This window comes from Diaphorobacter limosus (genome assembly GCF_033100095.1).
GTDB lineage: Bacteria > Pseudomonadota > Gammaproteobacteria > Burkholderiales > Burkholderiaceae_C > Alicycliphilus > Alicycliphilus limosus.
Genome location: NZ_CP136921.1, coordinates 3,979,698 through 3,997,912, shown reverse-complemented (window position 1 = coordinate 3,997,912; position 18,215 = coordinate 3,979,698). Strand labels below are relative to the sequence as shown.

At 65.9% G+C, this 18,215-nt stretch carries 16 protein-coding genes and 1 pseudogene; 7 read left to right on the top strand and 10 right to left on the bottom strand.

Annotated elements, in window-relative coordinates; all coding sequences use genetic code 11:
- Window positions 1-2 precede the first annotated feature (2 nt).
- Complete coding sequence (gene ispF, locus P4826_RS19250; RefSeq protein ID WP_317701944.1) at window positions 3-482, bottom strand: 2-C-methyl-D-erythritol 2,4-cyclodiphosphate synthase; 480 nt, start codon at window positions 480-482, stop codon at window positions 3-5.
- 8 nt (window positions 483-490) lie between these two features.
- Complete coding sequence (gene ispD, locus P4826_RS19245) at window positions 491-1,333, bottom strand: 2-C-methyl-D-erythritol 4-phosphate cytidylyltransferase (RefSeq protein ID WP_317701943.1); 843 nt, start codon at window positions 1,331-1,333, stop codon at window positions 491-493.
- A gap of 80 nt (window positions 1,334-1,413) precedes the next feature.
- Between ispD and mfd the strand changes: the two genes are divergently transcribed.
- From mfd to P4826_RS19225, 4 genes are all read left to right on the top strand, one after another.
- Window positions 1,414-4,887, top strand: a complete 3,474-nt coding sequence (gene mfd, locus P4826_RS19240) for a transcription-repair coupling factor (RefSeq protein ID WP_317701942.1) — start codon at window positions 1,414-1,416, stop codon at window positions 4,885-4,887.
- Window positions 4,888-4,894: 7 nt separating this feature from the next.
- A complete protein-coding gene (locus P4826_RS19235) occupies window positions 4,895-5,569 on the top strand; it encodes a hypothetical protein (RefSeq protein ID WP_317701941.1) in 675 nt (224 codons plus the stop codon).
- A gap of 31 nt (window positions 5,570-5,600) precedes the next feature.
- Complete coding sequence (serB, locus tag P4826_RS19230; protein WP_317701940.1) at window positions 5,601-6,329, top strand: phosphoserine phosphatase SerB; 729 nt, start codon at window positions 5,601-5,603, stop codon at window positions 6,327-6,329.
- A gap of 142 nt (window positions 6,330-6,471) precedes the next feature.
- Window positions 6,472-7,257, top strand: a complete 786-nt coding sequence (locus tag P4826_RS19225; protein WP_317701939.1) for a MetQ/NlpA family ABC transporter substrate-binding protein — start codon at window positions 6,472-6,474, stop codon at window positions 7,255-7,257.
- Between the two features lie 113 nt (window positions 7,258-7,370).
- Here the strand turns inward: P4826_RS19225 and P4826_RS19220 are convergent, their stop codons facing one another.
- From P4826_RS19220 to P4826_RS19200, 5 genes and pseudogenes are all read right to left on the bottom strand, one after another.
- Window positions 7,371-8,999: a SpoVR family protein gene (locus P4826_RS19220; RefSeq protein ID WP_317701938.1), complete on the bottom strand. Its 1,629-nt coding sequence runs from the start codon at window positions 8,997-8,999 to the stop codon at window positions 7,371-7,373.
- A complete protein-coding gene (locus tag P4826_RS19215; protein WP_317701937.1) occupies window positions 8,996-10,264 on the bottom strand; it encodes a YeaH/YhbH family protein in 1,269 nt (422 codons plus the stop codon). The genes P4826_RS19220 and P4826_RS19215 overlap by 4 nt, the downstream gene beginning before the upstream one ends.
- A gap of 77 nt (window positions 10,265-10,341) precedes the next feature.
- Window positions 10,342-12,264, bottom strand: a complete 1,923-nt coding sequence (locus tag P4826_RS19210; protein ID WP_317701936.1) for a PrkA family serine protein kinase — start codon at window positions 12,262-12,264, stop codon at window positions 10,342-10,344.
- Window positions 12,265-12,420: 156 nt separating this feature from the next.
- The gene (locus P4826_RS19205) at window positions 12,421-13,080 is read right to left on the bottom strand and encodes a LysE/ArgO family amino acid transporter (protein ID WP_425605189.1); all 660 of its coding nucleotides are present in this window, start codon (window positions 13,078-13,080) and stop codon (window positions 12,421-12,423) included.
- A pseudogene (locus P4826_RS19200) lies at window positions 13,064-14,148 on the bottom strand (IS630 family transposase). Before P4826_RS19200 ends, P4826_RS19205 begins: the two are co-directional and overlap by 17 nt.
- Before the next feature lie 140 nt (window positions 14,149-14,288).
- Between P4826_RS19200 and P4826_RS19195 the strand changes: the two are divergent.
- Window positions 14,289-15,194: an HTH-type transcriptional regulator ArgP gene (locus P4826_RS19195; RefSeq protein WP_317701935.1), complete on the top strand. Its 906-nt coding sequence runs from the start codon at window positions 14,289-14,291 to the stop codon at window positions 15,192-15,194.
- A gap of 55 nt (window positions 15,195-15,249) precedes the next feature.
- Here P4826_RS19195 and P4826_RS19190 read toward each other — a convergent pair whose 3' ends face one another.
- Window positions 15,250-15,732, bottom strand: a complete 483-nt coding sequence (locus P4826_RS19190) for an RrF2 family transcriptional regulator (protein WP_317701934.1) — start codon at window positions 15,730-15,732, stop codon at window positions 15,250-15,252.
- Window positions 15,733-15,822: 90 nt separating this feature from the next.
- Here P4826_RS19190 and ytfE point away from each other — a divergent pair, with 90 nt between their 5' ends.
- Entirely contained in the window at window positions 15,823-16,542 is a 720-nt protein-coding gene (ytfE, locus tag P4826_RS19185) for an iron-sulfur cluster repair protein YtfE (protein ID WP_317701933.1), read from the top strand.
- Complete coding sequence (locus P4826_RS19180) at window positions 16,539-16,904, top strand: group III truncated hemoglobin (protein ID WP_317701932.1); 366 nt, start codon at window positions 16,539-16,541, stop codon at window positions 16,902-16,904. Before ytfE ends, P4826_RS19180 begins: the two co-directional genes overlap by 4 nt.
- Here the strand turns inward: P4826_RS19180 and P4826_RS19175 are convergent.
- Both P4826_RS19175 and P4826_RS19170 read right to left on the bottom strand, forming a co-directional pair.
- A complete protein-coding gene (locus P4826_RS19175; protein ID WP_317701931.1) occupies window positions 16,892-17,143 on the bottom strand; it encodes a DUF3820 family protein in 252 nt (83 codons plus the stop codon). The genes P4826_RS19180 and P4826_RS19175 overlap by 13 nt on opposite strands.
- A 24-nt stretch (window positions 17,144-17,167) precedes the next feature.
- Window positions 17,168-18,169: an aldo/keto reductase gene (locus P4826_RS19170; protein ID WP_317701930.1), complete on the bottom strand. Its 1,002-nt coding sequence runs from the start codon at window positions 18,167-18,169 to the stop codon at window positions 17,168-17,170.
- Window positions 18,170-18,215 lie beyond the last annotated feature (46 nt).

The following is an 18,215-nucleotide window of genomic DNA, read 5'->3' as shown; positions in this document are numbered from 1 at the left end:
GGTCAGTGGCGGTGCAGCAGCACTACGGCGCGCGCTTCCATGGCCAGGCCCTGGCCCACGGGGCCAAGGCGCTCGGCGGTCTTGGCCTTGACGTTCACCTGATCCAGCTGCAGCCCAAGGGCACCGGCGATGCGCTCGCGCATGGCGGGGATATGGGCCGCCAGGCGCGGCGCCTGGGCCACCACGGTGCTGTCGACATTGGCAATGGCATAGCCCTTGTCGCGCACGCGGCGTGCCGCCTCGGTGAGCAGCACCTCCGAATCCGCGCCCTTGAAACGCGCATCGCTGTCGGGGAAATGACTGCCTATGTCGCCCAGCGCCGCCGCGCCCAGCAGGGCATCGGTAATGGCGTGCAGCAGCACGTCGGCATCCGAATGCCCGAGAAGGCCCATGCCATGGGGAATGTCCACCCCGCCCAACACCAGCCGCCGCCCGGGCACCAGGGCATGCACATCCCAACCCTCGCCAATCCTGAAATCCATCGCTGTTCCTAGCGCTGCGTCGCGCGCGCAAAAAAGGGGTTGATCGCCTCACTGGCGGCCAGGCCACGCTGGCCACCAAACCTGTCCAGGGTACCGCCATGCAGGCGCTGGGCCAGCACGGCCTCGGCCAAGGCAAAGTCCTCCGGGTAGGTGACCTTGAAGTTCTGCGCGCCGCCCGGCACCAGGCGCGGGCGCAGACCCATGGCCTCGATGGCGCTGGCCTCGTCGGTGGCGGCAGCGCCCACCTGCTCCAGCGCGCGCAGCAGCACACCCAGGCGGAACATCTGCGGCGTCTGCGCCAGCCATTTGTCGCTGCGGTCCACGGTGGCGGCCACGCGCACGCCGCCCGGGCCGTCGCTGGCGGTCTTCAGTGTGTCGGCCAGCTTGTGCGCCAGCAGGCCACCAACGCTGTCACCCTGGCAAGCGTCGATAAGCGCGTCAATCTGCGCCGTGGTCACCAGGCAGCGCGCCGCGTCGTGCACCAGCACCCAGTCTTCGTCCTGCGCGCCGCGCTGCTGCAGCGCTTTCAGGCCGCCCAGCACCGTGTCGGCGCGCGTGGCGCCGCCGCAGGGCAGGGCGAAGAAGGCCGGGTGCGCATGGCTGCTGAAGAAATCATCGCCCGGCGCCACGGCCACCAGCGTGCCGGCCAGCCGGGCCACGCCGGCAAAGGCCGCCAGCGTGTGCAGCACCATGGGCTGACCGGCGACCCTTTGGTACTGCTTGGGCAGGACCGCGCCCGCGCCAGGCTGCACGCGCAGGGCGCGCTGACCCGTGCCCGCGCAGGGCAGCAGCGCCCAGAAGCGCCCAGGCACATGGCGGGCAGGGTTGTGATTGGGCAGCAGGTCGGTCATGGGTGGGCATTCTAGAATCGCCGCTTCACGCCCCACGCCTGCCTGCGCGCACAGCGCAGCCATCCAGGCAACCGTCACGCATGCAGCTGCCCAAACTCTCCCCCGGAAAACGCTTCACCCTGCCCCGCCCCGTGGGTAGCGCCGACGCCCTGTTGCTGGCCCGCCTGGGCGAACGCGAAAAGGCCGCCGGCCGCGTCACCGCCATCGTCACGGCGGACGCCGCCGATGCCCAGCGCCTGATCGATGAAATGGCGTTTTTTGCGCCAGAGCTGCGCTGCGCGCTGTTTCCCGACTGGGAAACCCTGCCCTACGACAGCTTCTCGCCGCACCAGGACTTGATCAGCGAGCGCCTGGCGACGCTGTGGCGCATATCCCAAGGCGAGGCCGACGTGGTACTGGTGCCCGCCACCACGGCGCTGTACCGCCTGGCGCCGCCGGCCTTCCTGGCCGGCTACACCTTCCACTTCAAGGTCAAGCAAAAGCTGGACGAAGCCAAACTGCGCGCGCAACTGACGCTGGCCGGCTACCAGCATGTATCTCAAGTCGTGGGCCATGGCGAATACGCGGTGCGCGGCGGGCTCATTGACCTGTTCCCCATGGGCTCGCTGCAGCCCTATCGCGTGGATCTGTTCGACGACGAGATCGACTCCATCCGCACCTTCGACCCCGACAGCCAGCGCAGCCTCTACCCCGTGCCCGAGGTGCGCCTGCTGCCCGGGCGCGAATTTCCCATGGACGAGGCGGCGCGGGGCAAGTTCCGCCAGCGCTGGCGCGAGCTGCTGGAGGGCGACCCCACGCGCAGCCGCATCTACAAGGACATGGGCAACGGCGTGGCCACCGCCGGTATCGAGTACTACCTGCCGCTGTTCTTCGACGACACGGCCACGGTGTTCGACTACCTTGGCGAACAGGCCACGGTGGTGCTGCACGGCGACCTGGAGACGGCCTTTCAGCGCTTCTGGCAGGACACGCGCGAGCGCTACCGCCTGATCCAGGGCGACCCGGACCACCCCACGCTGCCGCCCGAGGCGCTGTTCCTGTCCGCCGAGCAGTTCTACGGCCAGGCCAAGCCGCATGCCCAGCTGTCGCTGCGCCCGGGTGTGGAGGACGTGCAGGACAACGCCAGCTTCCAGAAGCTGCCCGACCTGTCCGTGGTGCGCGGCGCCGATGACCCGCTCGCCCGGCTGCAAAAACATATAGCATCCAGCGCACACCGGGTCTTGCTTTTGGCCGAATCCGATGGCAGACGCGAGAGCCTGCTGGACTTTCTGCGCGCATCGGGCCTGAACCCTCCGGCCTTCGACTCGCTGGCCGAATTTCAGCAAACGCTCGCCGAGCGCGTGGGCATTGCCACGGCGGCGCTGGCCACCGGTTTTGCCTGGGTCGAAGACGGCCTGGATCTCGTCACCGAGACCGAGCTGTTCGCCACCGGCAGCACGACGCGCCGGCGCAAGAAGCAGGAGCAGGCCAGCGACGTAGAGGCGCTGATCAAGGATCTGTCCGAGCTCAAGATGGGCGACCCGGTGGTCCACAGCCAGCACGGCATAGGCCGCTACCGCGGCCTGATGCACATGGATATGGGGCAGAAAAACCCCGACGGCAGCCCGGCCCTGCAGGAATTCCTGCACCTGGAATATGCCGACAAGGCCATGCTCTACGTGCCCGTGAGCCAGCTGCAGCTGATCGGCCGCTACACCGGCGTCTCGGCCGACGAGGCGCCGCTGCACAAGCTGGGCAGCGGCCAGTGGGAGAAGGCCAGGCGCAAGGCGGCAAGCCAAGTGCGCGACGCGGCGGCCGAGCTGCTCAACATCTACGCCCGGCGCGCCGCGCGCGAGGGCCATGCCTTCCGCTACTCGCCGCAGGACTACGAGCAGTTTGCCAACGACTTCGGGTTCGAGGAGACCGCCGACCAGAACGCCGCCATCCACGCCGTGGTGCAGGACATGATCAGCCCGCGCCCCATGGACCGCCTCGTCTGCGGCGACGTGGGCTTTGGCAAGACCGAGGTGGCTCTGCGCGCCTGCTTCGTCGCGGTGACGGGTGGCAAGCAGGTGGCCTTTCTGGCGCCGACCACGCTGCTCGCCGAGCAGCATTTCCGCACGCTGTCCGACCGTTTTGCCAAATGGCCGGTGAAGGTGGCCGAGGTCTCGCGCTTTCGCTCGGGCAAGGAGATCTCGGCCGCCGTGAAAGGCATTGCCGACGGCACGGTGGACATCGTCGTCGGCACACACAAGCTATTGAGCGAATCGACCCAGTTCAAGAACCTGGGCCTTTTGATCATCGACGAGGAGCACCGCTTTGGCGTGCGCCACAAGGAGGCGATGAAGCAGTTTCGCGCAGAGGTGGACGTGTTGACCCTCACCGCCACCCCGATCCCGCGCACCATGGGCATGGCGCTGGAGGGCCTGCGCGACCTGTCGGTGATTGCCACCGCACCGCAGCGCCGCCTGGCCATCAAGACCTTTGTGAGGAACGAAGGCCAGGGCGTGATCCGCGAGGCCGTGCTGCGCGAATTGAAGCGCGGCGGGCAATGCTACTTTCTGCACAACGAGGTCGAAACCATAGAGAACCGGCGCCAGAAGCTGGAAGAAGTATTGCCCGAGGCGCGCATCGCCGTGGCCCATGGCCAGATGCCCGAGCGCGAGCTGGAAAAGGTGATGCGCGACTTTGTCGCCCAGCGCTACAACATCCTGCTGTGCTCGACCATCATCGAGACCGGCATCGACGTGCCATCGGCCAACACCATCCTGATCAGCCGCGCCGACAAGTTCGGCCTGGCGCAGCTGCACCAGCTGCGCGGGCGCGTGGGGCGCAGCCACCACCAGGCCTACGCCTACCTGATGGTGCCGGACCTGGACGGCCTGACCAAACAGGCGCAGCAGCGGCTCGACGCTATCCAGCAGATGGAAGAGCTGGGCAGCGGCTTCTACCTGGCCATGCATGACCTGGAGATACGCGGCGCCGGCGAGGTGCTGGGCGAGAACCAGAGCGGCAACATGCTGGAGGTCGGCTTTCAGCTCTACAACGAGATGCTGGCCGAGGCCGTGCGTTGCCTGAAGGCCGGCAAGGAGCCGGACCTGCTCGCACCCATGCAGGCGGCGACCGACATCAACCTGCACGCCCCGGCCCTGCTGCCCGACGACTACTGCAGCGACGTGCACCTGCGCCTGTCGTTCTACAAAAAGCTGGCCACGGCGCGCACCAGCGACCAGATCGACGGCCTGCTGGAAGAGATCGTGGACCGTTTCGGCAAGCTGCCGGCGCAGGCGCAGACGCTGATCGACGTGCACCGCCTGCGTGTCCTCTCCCAGCCCTACGGCGTGGTCAAGGTGGATGCGGCCCCCGGCGTGATCACCGTCACCTTCAAGCCCCAGCCGCCGATCGACCCGATGAACATCATCCAACTGATCCAGAAGAACAAGCACATCAAACTGGCCGGCAACGAAAAACTGCGCATAGAGCGTGAACTGCCCGAGCCGGCGCAGCGCGCCCAGCTGGTGCGCGACGTGCTGCGCAGCCTGGGGCAACCGATTGCAGCCCCCGTGGCAGCGTAAATACACTATGTTTTTAGAAGCTACTATCGCTTTACTGGCGCTGGTTACGGCCATATTTTTGCAACCCTGGCGGCTGCTCGCCAGCCAGCGCCCTCTGGTGCATGAAAGCCACGGCAAGCCCTCTGCCCTGTGGACTCCGCTGCTGGCCGCCCTGGTGGTCCTGCCCTGGGCCTGGGCCCTGCCCACGCTGCACCACATGCCGCTGCAGCTGCAATGGTCGGGCGCCTGCCTGGTGCTGCTGACGCTGGGCTGGCCGCTGGCCGTGCCGGTACTGCTGGCCGTGGGGCTGATCGCCGGCCTGGTCTCGCCCGGCCTGGGCTGGGCCGACGCCCTGGGCCTGGCCGTCTGGCAGGGCGTGGTGCCGGCCACGCTGGCGCTGCTGCTGGGCTGGCTCATGCGCCGCCTGATCACCACGCGCGCCTTCACCGGCGCGCGCATCTTTGTCTACGTGCTGGGGCGCGGCTTTCTGGGCACGGCGCTGTGCATCTTCCTGGCCGGCACCCTGTCGCAATCGGCCGGCCATATGCTGCCGGGCGTGGGCGAGCAGTTGTCGCTGGTGGCGCGCTGGCTCATGGCCTGGGGCGACGCGGTCATCACCGGCATGCTGTGCGCAGTGTTCGTGGCCTTCAAGCCCGAGTGGCTGGCGACCTGGTCGGATGACCTCTACCTGCCCAAGCCCTGAACGACAATTCCTTTCTTTACCCTGGCCCACTATGTCTCACACCCCCACCGAACTCTCCCCCGGCCTTGTCGTGCAGGGCATCAAGCCGCCGCTGGCGCTTAAGAACTTCAAGCTCATCGCTTTCGACATGGACTCCACGCTCATCAACATCGAGTGCGTGGACGAGATCGCCGACTTCGTCGGCTGCAAGGCCGAGGTGGCCGCCATCACCGAGGCCGCCATGCAGGGCGTGATCACCGACTTCAAGGACAGCCTGCGCCAGCGCGTGGCATTGCTCCGCGGCGTGACCATGGCCGATCTGGAGCGGGTGTACAGCGAGCGCCTGCGCATCAACCCCGGCGCCCTGGAACTGGTGCGCGCCTGCCAGGCGGCCGGGCTGAAGACCCTGCTGGTCTCGGGCGGTTTCACCTTCTTTGCCCACCGCGTGCGCGAACAGCTAGGCATCGACTTCGTGCGCGCCAACGTGCTGGAGGTGCGCTCCAGCACCAACTGCGGTGAGCTCACCGGCCGCCTGGTCGATCAGGCCTGGGGCGACATCTGCGACGGGGCCGAGAAGCGCCGCACGCTGCTGGAGGTGGCATCGCTGCTGGGCATAGAGCCCGATGAATGCATCGCCATGGGCGACGGTGCCAACGACCTGCCGATGATGCATGCGTCCGGCCTGTCCGTGGCCTACCACGCCAAGCCCGCCGTGCGCGCCCAGGCCCAGGTGGCCATCAACCAGGGCGGGCTGGATCGCCTTTTGGAAGTACTGAGGTGAACATAAAAAACCACGTCGTTATATCTATATGAATTTAATTACGTCGTAACCCCTGGTACAAACCCGTAAACTACGCCGCACGCCGCGCCCTCACCAACCCGGTCTGGGCGCTTTTTCATGGACCCACCCAAGGTTGCATTTGATGTTGAAACACACCCTCTCCGCCCTGGCGATTGCCGCCCTGGCCTTTTCCGCACAGGCTGCCGACGTGCTCAAGGTGGCGGCCACGGCCGTGCCGCACGCCGAGATCCTGAACTTCGTCAAGCCCCAGCTCAAGGCGCAAGGGCTGGAGCTGCAGGTCAAGGAATTCAGCGACTATGTGCAGCCGAACATGGCCGTGGAGGACAAGCAGCTGGACGCCAATTTCTTCCAGCACCAGCCCTACCTGGACAGCTTCAACAAGGACCGCAAGACCAGCCTGGTGATCGTGCCGAACGGCAAGGTGCATGTGGAGCCCTTTGGCGCCTATTCGAGCAAGATCAAGAACATCAAGGACCTGAAGGATGGCGCGACCATCGCCATCCCCAACGACCCCTCCAATGGCGGCCGCGCCCTGATCCTGCTGGCCAAGCAGGGCCTGATCGAGCTCAAGGACGCCAAGAGCCTGACGCCCACGCCGCTGGACGTGACGAAGAACCCGAAGAAGCTCAAGTTCAAGGAGCTGGAGGCCCCGCTGCTGCCGCGCGCCCTGGCCGACGTGGACCTGGCCCTGATCAACACCAACTACGCCATCGAGGCCAAGCTCAACCCGACCAAGGACGCGCTGTTCATCGAGGGCGCGGACTCGCCCTACACCAACATCGTGGCCGCCCGCGCCGACCGCGCCAACGACCCCGACATCGCCAAGCTGATGAAGGCCTTGCACAGCCCCGAGGTGAAGAAGTTCATCCAGGACAAGTACAAGGGCGCCGTGGTGCCGGCGTTCTGAGCAAACGCCTCGCCCAGCATGGAAGCGCTGCCCACGGGCAGCGCTTTTTACTATTATATTGATAGCTTTGGGCGCCTTGCCATCATGGGTTAAAGGCGTTTTTCATCAAAATATCAGCCGGGTGGCGCCGGCACGCTGTGCAGCAGCACCGGCAGTTCGCCGTCGCTGTTGACGCTTTCCAGCTGTACGCCAAAGCCCCACAGGCGCGCCACATGCTTGAGCACCTCCAGCGCATCGGCCGCCAGCGGGCGGCCCTGGTACTGGGTGTGGCGCAGGGTCAGGCAGCGGTCGCCGCGCAGGTTCACGTTCCAGACCTGGATGTTGGGCTCGCGCACGCCCAGGTCGTATTGCTGCGACAGGGTCTGGCGCAGCTGGCGGTAGCCGTCCTCGTCGTGGATGGCGCTGACCAGCAGTTCGCGCTCGCTGGCGTCGTCGTGAATGGAGAACAGGCGCATGTCGCGCATCAGCTTGGGGCTCAGGAACTGGCCGACAAAGCTTTCGTCCTTGAAGTTCTGCATGGCATGGTGCAGCACGGGCAGCCAGGGCGTGCCGGCGATGTCGGGGAACCAGCGCCGGTCTTCCTCGCTGGGGTGTTCGCAAATGCGCCGGATGTCCTGGTACATGGAAAAGCCCAGGGCGTAGGGGTTGATGCCGCTGTAGGCGCGGTGCCCGGCGGGCGGCTGGTAGATGACGTTGGTGTGCGATGACAGCCATTCGATCATCACGCCGTCGGTCAGCCAGCCCTCGTCGTACAGGGTGCTCAGCAGGGTGTAGTGCCAGAAGGTGGCCCAGCCCTCGTTCATCACCTGGGTCTGGCGCTGGGGGTAGAAGTACTGGGCGATCTTGCGCACGATGCGCACTATTTCTCTCTGCCAGGGCTCCAGCAGCGGGGCGTTCTTCTCGATGAAGTAGAGGATGTTCTCCTCGGGCTCCTTGGGAAAGCGCTCATTGGCCTGGGCTGCACTGTCCTTGCCCGGGCGCGCCGGCAGGGTGCGCCAGAGCACGTTGACCTGCTGCTGGGCGTAGGCCTCGCGCTGCTCGCGCTCGGCGCGCTCGCGCGCCAGGCTTTTCTTGGACGGACGGTGGTAGCGGTCCACCCCCAGGTTGGCCAGCGCGTGGCAGGAGTCCAGCCATTGCTCGACGGTGTCCAGGCCATGGCGCTCCTCGCACTGGGCAACGAAGTCGCGCGCATAGACCAGGTAGTCGATGATGCTGCCGGCGTCCGTCCACATGCCGAACAGGTAGTTGTTCTTGAAGAAGCTGTTGTGCCCGTAGGCCGCATGGGCGATCACCAGGGCCTGCATGGCCGTGGTGTTCTCCTCCATCAGGTAGCAGATGCAGGGGTTGGAGTTGATGACGATCTCGTACGCCAGCCCCATGTGGCCGCGCCGGTAGCGCCGCTCGGTGGCTAAAAATTCTTTGCCATAGCTCCAGTGGCGGTAGCCCACCGGCATGCCGACGCTGGCGTAGGCGTCCATCATCTGCTCGGCCGAGATCACCTCCAGCTGGTTCGGATAGGTGTCCAGGCCATAACGCTCGGCCGTGGCGGCGATGGCCGCGTGGTAGCGCTCGATCAGCTCGAACGTCCAGTCGCTGGGGTCGGGCAAGGGGTGGGCCGGACGCTTGCCCGCTGGCAGCAGGGAGCGCGGCACGCCCCGCGCAGCGCGCTGCGCGGCGGCGCCCGGCTTGCCATGGTGCGAACCGGTGCGGCGCGCCAGGGCGGGGTAATGCGAGAGGTTCATGCCGATACCCCTTCCTTCTTGAACAGGTCGCGCAGCACGGGGTAGATCTCCCCGGGCTCGGACACCTTGCGCATCGCGAACTGCGGGAACCGCGGGGCAAGCTGGGTGTACTCCTGCCACAGGTTTTGCTCCTCCTGCGCCACCTGCACATAGGCAAAGTAGCGCACCAGGGGCAGGATCCTCTCCTCCAGCAGGCTGCGGCAGTTGCCGCTGTCGTTGGTGAAGTTGTCGCCGTCGCTGGCCTGGGCAACGTAGATGTTCCAGTCCTGCGAGGAGTAGCGCGCGCGCATGATCTGATCGAGCAGCACCAGGGCGCTGCTGACCACGGTGCCGCCGCTCTCGGTGGAGTGGAAGAAATCGTCCTCGCTGACCTCGGCGGCCTGGGTGTGGTGGCGTATGAAGACGATGTCGATCTTTTCGTAGTGCCGCGTGAGAAACAGGTACAGCAGGATGAAGAAACGCTTGGCCAAGTCCTTGCGCGCCTCATCCATGGAGCCGGACACGTCCATCACGCAGAACATCACTGCCTGGCTGCTGGGCACGGGCACCTTGATGCGGTTGCGAAAGCGCAGGTCTATGGGGTCGAGAAAAGCCACCTTGCCCACGCGCGCCTGCAGTGCGGCGATGCGCTGCTGCAGCTCGGCCACGGCCTCGCTGGTGCCGTCGTCCTGGGTCAAAAGCTCGTCGAGCTGCTGCTGCAGCACCTGCAGCTCGCGCTGCGGCGCCTTGGTCAATGCCATGCGCCGGCCTAAAGCGCCACGCATGGTGCACAGCACCGCCAGGTTGTGCGGCGTGCCGTCGCGGCTGTAGCCGGCGCGGCGCGTGCGAAACAAAGGGGTATCGCCCAGGTGGGTGCGCAGCAGGCGCGGCAGGGCCAGGTCTTCAAAGAACAGCTGCATGAACTCGTCGCGGCTCAGGGTGAAGGTGAAGTCGTCCTCGCCCTCGCCGCTGTCGCTGGCCTGCGAGCCCGCGCCACCGGCACCGCCCTGGGGCCTGGCGATGCGGTCGCCACGCACATGCTCGGTGTTGCCCGGATGCACGGTATCGCGTATGCCACCCGTGCCATGGTGGAACACCGGTTCGCCGATGTCCTTCTTCGGGATGGTAATGTTTTCGGCCTGCTCGATATGGCGAATATCGCGCTTGGACACGGCACGGCGCACAGCCTCGGCGATCTGCGCCTTGTAGCGGCGCAGGAAGCGCTCGCGGTTGCCCACCGACTTGTTCTTGCCGGCAAGCCTGCGGTCGATGATATGCAGTGCCATCTGTTACCCCTGGAGAGGTTGAGCGTTGAGCGTTTTGCGAGAAGTCCGCCCGACGCAAAACGCACAACGCCAAGCGCTCAGCTGCTCTTGCGCACGCGCAGGTACCACTCGCACAGCAGGCGCACCTGCTTGGGCGTGTAGCCTTTGGATTCCATGCGGGTGACAAAGTCCTCGTGCTTGCGCGCATCCTCGGCGCTGGCCTTGGCGTTAAAGCTAATCACGGGCAGCAGCTCCTCGGTGTTGGAGAACATCTTCTTCTCGATCACCAGGCGCAGCTTCTCGTAGCTGGTCCAGCTCGGGTTCTTGCCCTGGTTGTTGGCGCGCGCGCGCAGCACGAAGTTGACGATCTCGTTGCGGAAATCCTTCGAGTTGGCGATGCCCGCGGGCTTCTCTATCTTCTCCAGCTCGGCATTCAGGGCGCTGCGGTCGAACACCTCGCCGGTGTCGGTGTCGCGGTACTCGCTGTCCTGTATCCAGTAGTCGGCATAGGTCACGTAGCGGTCGAAAATGTTCTGGCCGTACTCGCTGTAGCTCTCCAGGTAGGCGGTCTGGATCTCCTTGCCTATGAACTCGGCGTAACGCGGCGAGAGATATTCCTTGATGTAGCCGGTGTACTTGGTCTCCAGCTCGGCGGGGAACTGCTCGCGCTCTATCTGCCGCTCCAGCACATACATCAGATGCACCGGGTTGGCCGCCACCTCGGTGCTGTCGTAGTTGAAAACCTTGGACAGGATCTTGAAGGCAAAGCGCGTGGAGATGCCACTCATGCCCTCGTCCACGCCGGCGTAGTCGCGGTACTCCTGGTAGCTCTTGGCGCGCGGGTCGGTGTCCTTGAGGCTTTCGCCGTCGTAGACCTGCATCTTGCTGAAGATGCTGGAATTCTCGGGCTCCTTCAGGCGCGTGAGCACGGAGAACTGCGCCATCATCTTCAGCGTGCCGGGCGCGCAGATGGCGTGGGCCAGAGACGATTCGCGGATCAGCTTCTCGTAGATCTTGATCTCTTCAGAGACGCGCAGGCAGTACGGCACCTTGACGATGTAGATGCGATCCAGAAAGGCCTCGTTGTTGCGATTGTTGCGAAATGCCTTCCACTCGCTCTCGTTGCTGTGCGCGAGCACGATACCGTCAAACGGTATCGCGCCAAAGCCCTCCGTGCCCTTGTAGTTGCCCTCCTGCGTGGCGGTGAGCAGCGGGTGCAGCACCTTGATGGGCGCCTTGAACATCTCGACGAACTCCAGCAGGCCCTGATTGGCCAGGCACAGGCCGCCGGAGTAGCTGTAGGCGTCGGTGTCGTCCTGGGCAAAGTTCTCCAGCTTGCGGATGTCCACCTTGCCCACCAGGCTGGAGATGTCCTGGTTGTTCTCGTCACCCGGCTCGGTCTTGGCAACCGCCACCTGGCGCAGGATGCTGGGGTAGCGCTTGACCACGCGAAACTGCCGGATGTCGCCGCCGTATTCCTCCAGGCGCTTGACGGCCCAGGGCGAGAGCACATGCTGCAGGTAGCGGCGCGGAATGCCGAACTGCTCCTCCAGCACCGGGCCATCCTCGGCCACGTCGAACAGGCCCAGCGGCGACTCGTTCACCGGCGAGCCCTTGAGGGCGTAGAACGGCACCTTCTGCATCAGGTATTTGAGGCGCTCGGCGATCGAGCTCTTGCCCCCGCCCACCGGGCCCAGCAGGTAGAGGATCTGCTTGCGCTCCTCCAGCCCCTGGGCGGCATGGCGGAAGAAGCTCACCACCTGGTCGATGGCGTCCTCCATGCCATAGAACTCAGCAAACGCGGGGTAGCGGCGAATGACCTTGTTGGCGAACAGGCGCGACAGGTGCGGGTCGCTGCGCGTGTCCACCATCTCGGGCTCGCCAATGGCCGTGAGCATGCGCTGTGCGGCGCTGCCGTAGGCCATGGGATCACGCTGGCACAGCGCGAGGTATTCGTCGATCGACATCTCCTCTTCGCGCAGACGGACGTAACGTGCGGCAAAGTTGCTGATGGCATCCATAAGAGCCTCCTATGGCGGCACGCCCACAGCGGACGGTGCCGCAAAACTGCATTGCCTGACCAGCCCTGCGAGATCGTTGTAGCACCTTGCTCCGGCTTTGAACAGGTGCGTGAATCCCGCAGTGGCGCCTGTCCCGATGGATAACGATGAGCCGCCTCAGGTTCCCTGCCAGACCCACCAGGCCAGCAACAGCATCATGGCGCCCGTCAGGCCATCGAGCATGCGCCAGGCGCGCGGCCGGGCAAACAGCCCCTGCAGGCGCCGGCCGGCCCAGGCCAGCAAGGCAAACCAGGTCAGGCTGGCGCAGGCTGCTCCCAGCACGAAGATCCACTTGAGCGCGCCCTCGTGGCGCGCGCCTATGCTGCCGATGAGCAGCACCGTGTCCAGGTACACATGGGGGTTGAACAGGGTGATCACCGCCAGGCCGCCGACCACGCCCAGCCAGCCGCGCGCCACGCGCGCGCCGTCTGCCCGTGGCCCGGCATCGGCCGCAAACAGCGCGCGGTGCCAGGCCAGCAGGCCATAGGCCAGCAGAAAGAGCGCCCCGCCCAGGCGCAGCCACAGCGCCAGCGTGGGCGCGCCGGCCAGCAGCCGCGCCATGCCGGCCACGCCCAGGGCCACCAGCAGCGCGTCGCTGGCCACGCACCAGGCCACGCAGGCGCGCACATGTTCACCCTGCACCGCCTGGCGCAACACGTAGAGGTTTTGTGCGCCTATGGAGGCGATCAGCGACAGACACACGGTAAAGCCCGTGAGCCAGGATGAAGAGAGGACAGCAGCATCGAACATGGCCCGCATGCTAGTGTAGTGTTCCATTCTGTTTGGAGCTTAATCGGCTATTGGCCCGAATGACCTTCTGCAGGATGTCGCGGGCGCTCTTGGTCCAGATGAACGGTTTGGGGTTGGTATTGTGATGTGCCACGTATTCATCAATGGCGGCCACCAGCTGCGGCACGCTGGTGAATACGCCGCGGCGCAGCCGTTCTGTGGTCAGGTCACGAAAGAAACGCTCGACCATGTTCAGCCACGACGCCGAGGTCGGCGTGAAGTGCATGTGAAAGCGCGGGTGCTTGGCCAGCCAGTCCTGCACCACCGGGTGCTTGTGCGTGGCGTAGTTGTCGGCGATCAGGTGCAGCGTTTTGTCCTTGGGTGTCTCGCGGTCGATCTGCTTGAGGAACTTCAACCACTGCACATGGGTGTGGCGCTGCTGGCATTGGCTGATGACTTGGCCATCGAGCACGTTGAGCGCCGCAAACAATGTGGTCGTGCCGTGGCGCTTGTAGTCGTGCGTCATCGTCTGCGCACGCCCCTTCTTCAGGGGCAGTCCCGGCTGCGTGCGATCGAGCGCCTGCACCTGGCTCTTCTCGTCGCAGCACAGCACCAGGGCATGCTCAGGCGGGGACATGTACAAGCCCACGATGTCTTCGAGCTTCTGGGCAAACTGGGGGTCACGCGAGACCTTGAAGCTGTGCACCAGATGCGGCTTGAGCCCGTGCGCATGCCAATGGCGCATCACGTGCTGGCGCTGACGCCCAGCAGCGTGCCCATCTTGCGTGTGCTCCAGTGCGTGATCGCTTCGGGGCTGCTCTGGGTTGTCAACTGCACCAGCTGGGCCACGTCCACCTTTACCGGCGGCGCGCCGCGTGGCAAGTCGCGCTCGATAGCCTTGATGCCGCCTTGCAGGTAGCGCTCGCGCCAGCGCGCCGGCTGCATGCGACCGATGCCCAGTTGCGCGGCAATATTCTTGTTGTTCAGGCCCTGGTCTGCCAGCAAGATGATGCGTGCGCGCTGCGCCAGACGTACGCTCGTCAGGCCCGAGCGCCAAAGCTTCGTCAACGCCGCACGCTCTTCATCCGTCAATTCGATCTTTGGCGCAACTCGCATGGATTGGCTCCCTTTCAAGCTCCAGTTGAGCATGGGATACCAGCCGACTTTTTAAGTTCAATCAAGAATCGAACACTACACTAGGCCCGCCAATGGTTTACGTATACTTAAGTTGTCTAAACGATATTTAGCAATTCTGCATGCTGGACTACACCAGTCTCGAGGCCCTGGCCACCGTGCTGCACGAGGGCAGCTTCGAGCGCGCGGCGCGCCGCCTGCATGTCACGCCCTCGGCCGTGTCGCAGCGCGTCAAGCAGCTCGAAGAGCGCCTGGGCCAGGTGCTTGTGCAGCGCGGCAGCCCCTGCACCGGTACCGAGGCCGGCCAGCGCCTGTGCCTGCATCTGGAGCAGGTGGCGCTGCTGGAGCACCAGCTGCGCCGCAGCCACCCCGGCCTGCTGCCCGATGCACCCGCCCCCACGCTGAAGCTGGCGGTGAACGCCGACTCGCTCTCCACCTGGTTCATGGATGCCATGGCGGTCTTCACCGCCGGCGGCCCCGAGCTGCTGGAGCTGCGCCTGGACGACCAGGAGCACACGGCCGAGCGCCTGCGCCGTGGCGAGGTGGTCGCCGCCGTCACCGCCAGCGGCGCCAGCATTGCCGGCTGCAACAGCTGGCCGCTGGGGCGCATGCGCTATGTAGCGGCCGCCAGCCCGGGCTTCATCGCCCGGCATTTCGCCCAGGGTGTGTCGGCCGCTGCCCTGGCGCAGGCGCCGGTGATGGTCTACGACCGCAAGGATCGCCTGCCGCAGCAATGGCTGCAGGCCCATGGCCTGGCCACGCGCACGCATGCGCCGCAGCATTTCCTGCCGTCCAACTTCGGCTATGTGCGCGCCTGCGAGGTGGGCATGGGCTGGGGCATACACCCCACGGGGTTGATTGGCCGGCAACTGGCCCATGGCAGCCTGGTGCAGCTGCTGCCCGGCATGGCCCTGGACATGCCCCTGTTCTGGACCCACCCGCGCAGCGCCCAAGCGGCGCTGGAGCGGCTCACGCACTGCGTGATGGCGGCCGCAAGGCAATGGCTGGAGCCAGAGAATGCTATTTAATTAATAGCTGTTTGCGCTTGGTGCACAAGGGCTGCAGCCGTATTCAACCCATTTTTCACGCCGACTGCGGCAGGCCGGGCACCCAGCGCACGGGCTGGCCCGTCGCCGCGCCGCCTTCCTTGCCCGGAGCCAACGGCGCCACCAGGTCGGCCACGGTCAGGCCGTCGAGTACCGCCAGGTAGGCGCGTGTCGCCGTGGACAACACGCTTTGCAGCCGGCAATGCTGGCTCATGCGGCACTGGTTCAGCTCGGCGTTGAAGCATTCGACCATGTCGAAGTCGGTCTCGGTCATGCGCACCACGGCGCCCACGCTGATCTCCTGCGCCGGCCGCATCAGGCGCATGCCGCCGCCGCGTCCGCGCGTGGTGTCCAGCAGGCCCTGCATGGCCAGCTGCTGCACGATTTTTGTCAGGTGGCTGCGCGATATGCCGTGTGCGTCGGCCACCTCGCTGATGGTCACGGGCTGCTCGCGCTCCTGGCAGGCGGCGCAGTACATCAGCACGCGCAGCGCGTAATCGGTCCACTGGGTCAGTCGCATGGGGTTCCCACGGTGCAAGGCAAAAGATTCACATCCGATGCATTTTAGAGAATAAAATATTCAGATTAAATGAATCTTTAGGAACCCACCATGAACGCCATCGCCGACGCCAGCACCATTGACCCCAGCCAGGCCATAGGCCAGATCGCCGTGCAGCTGCCCGGCGCCACTGCCGTGTTTCGCCGTCTGAAGCTCGATTTCTGCTGCGGCGGCCATGTCAGCCTGGACCAGGCGGCCAGCGACAAGGGCCTGGATCTGCAGGCCGTGGTGCATGAGCTATCGGCGCTGCAACGCCCCAGCGAGCTGCCCGACCTGGGCACGCCCACGGAGCTGGTCGAGCACATCATCGCGCGCTACCACGAGGTGCACCGCGCCCAGCTGCCCGAGCTGATCCGCATGGCGCGCCGCGTGGAGGCCGTGCACCGCGACAACCCCAACACCCCGCATGGCCTGGCCGATGCGCTGGAGACCATGGAGCAGGAGCTGCTCATGCACATGCACAAGGAAGAGGCCGTGCTGTTCCCCATGCTGCGCGCCGGCGGCAACAGCTTCGTGAGCCAGCCCATCGCCATGATGCGCCACGAGCACAACGACCATGGCGAGGCGCTGGAACACCTGGCCAGCCTGACCAACGATATCACCCCGCCCATGGGCGCCTGCAACACCTGGCGCGCGCTCTACACCGGCCTGGCGCAGCTGCGCGAAGACCTGATCAACCATATCCACCTGGAGAACAACATCTTGTTCCCGCAATTCGAGCAGGCCGCGCAACCGCAAGACTGCGGCGGCGGTGGCTGCGGCTGCGCATGAGCGCCCTGGACATCCCCACGCGCGAGGGCCTGACCGACCTGGTGCACGGGTTCTACGCCGACGTGCGTGCCGACGCCCAGCTGGGCCCGCTGTTCGACCGCGCCATTGGCGCGCACTGGGACACGCACCTGGAGCGCATGGTGGAGTTCTGGAGCACCGTGGCGCTGGGCACGCGCAGCTTCAAGGGCGACGTATTCGGCAAGCACATGGCCGTGGACGGCGTCGCGCCCGAGCATTTCGCCGTCTGGCTGCGCCTGTGGGGCCAGCACACCGAGCGCGTGTTCGCCCCCGAGGTGGCGCGCGAGCTGCAGACCGTGGCCCACGGCATTGCGCGCAACCTGTTTCGCGGCTATTTCGGCTGACGGCCTGCTGGCTGGCTGGCGCGCAGCGGCGCCAGCAGCCCGCGCAGGCCGTTGTGGTCTATCTCATACATCAAGGCCAACAGCTGGCCGATCTCGCCGCGCGGAAAGCCCTCGCGCGCAAACCATTGCAGGTAGTTGGCCGGCAGGTCGGCAATCACCCTGCCCTTGTGCTTGCCAAACGGCATCTCGCGCTGCAGCAATAGCTGCAGGCGCTGCGCGTCACAGCCGGCGATGTCCATCACAGACCTCCGGGGCGCAGCCGCTCACGGCCGGCGCCGCTCAAGCGGGTAGGCCGGATCGGTATAGCCGGGCGTGGACGGGTGGCCGGGCGCCACCAGGCTGTCGATGAGCGCCTCGTCCTCGGGCGTTACCCGATAGTCCAGCGCCGGCAGGTAGTCCTGCCACTGCGCCAGCGTGCGCGGGCCGGCGATGACGCTGCTCACGCTGCGGTGCGCCAGCACCCAGGCGGTGGCGAACTGCGCCAGCGTCACGCCGCGCTGGCCGGCATGCTGCTTGAGCGTTTGCGCGATGGCCAGCGACTCCTGGCGGAACTCGGTCTGGCCCATGCGCCGGTCGCCACGCCCGGCGCGCGTGCCGGCCTCGGGCGCCTGGCCCGGCAGGTACTTGCCGGTCAGCACACCGCGCGCCACCGGGCTGTAGGGCGTCACGCCCAGGCCATGGTGCGCGCAGGCCGGCAGTATCTCGACCTCGGGCATGCGGTTGAGCAGGTTGTAGTAGGGCTGGCACACCACCGGCCCAGGCATGGCGATGCGGCGCGCGCCATGCACCAGCTCGGCCATGCGCCAGGCGCGGAAGTTGGACAGGCCCCAGTAGCGAATCTTGCCGGCACGCAGCAGCGCCTCGATGGCGTAGAGCGGCTCCTCCAGATCCATGGCCTCGTAGTCACGGTGCAGGTAGAGGATGTCCACATGGTCGGTCTGCAGCCGCTCAAGGCTCGCTTCGACCTCGCGCAGCATCCAGGCGCGCGAGTAGCCCGCCCGGTTGGGCAGGTCGCCCATCTTGTTGCCCAGCTTGGTGGCCAGCACCCAGTCCTGGCGCTGGCCCTTGAGCAGCCGGCCCAGCATGGCCTCGGACGCGCCCTGGGTGTAGACGTCGGCCGTGTCGATGTAGTTCACGCCCTGCTCGCGCGCATGGGCGACGATGGCAGCGGCCTCGGTCTCGCCCGTCTGGTCGCCAAACATCATGGTGCCCAGGCACAGGGCCGAGACCTGCAGCGGGCTCTTGCCCAATTGACGGTATTGCATGGAGTTGCTCCAACTATCAAAAAAAGAGCTGTTAGCGCTTTATTGA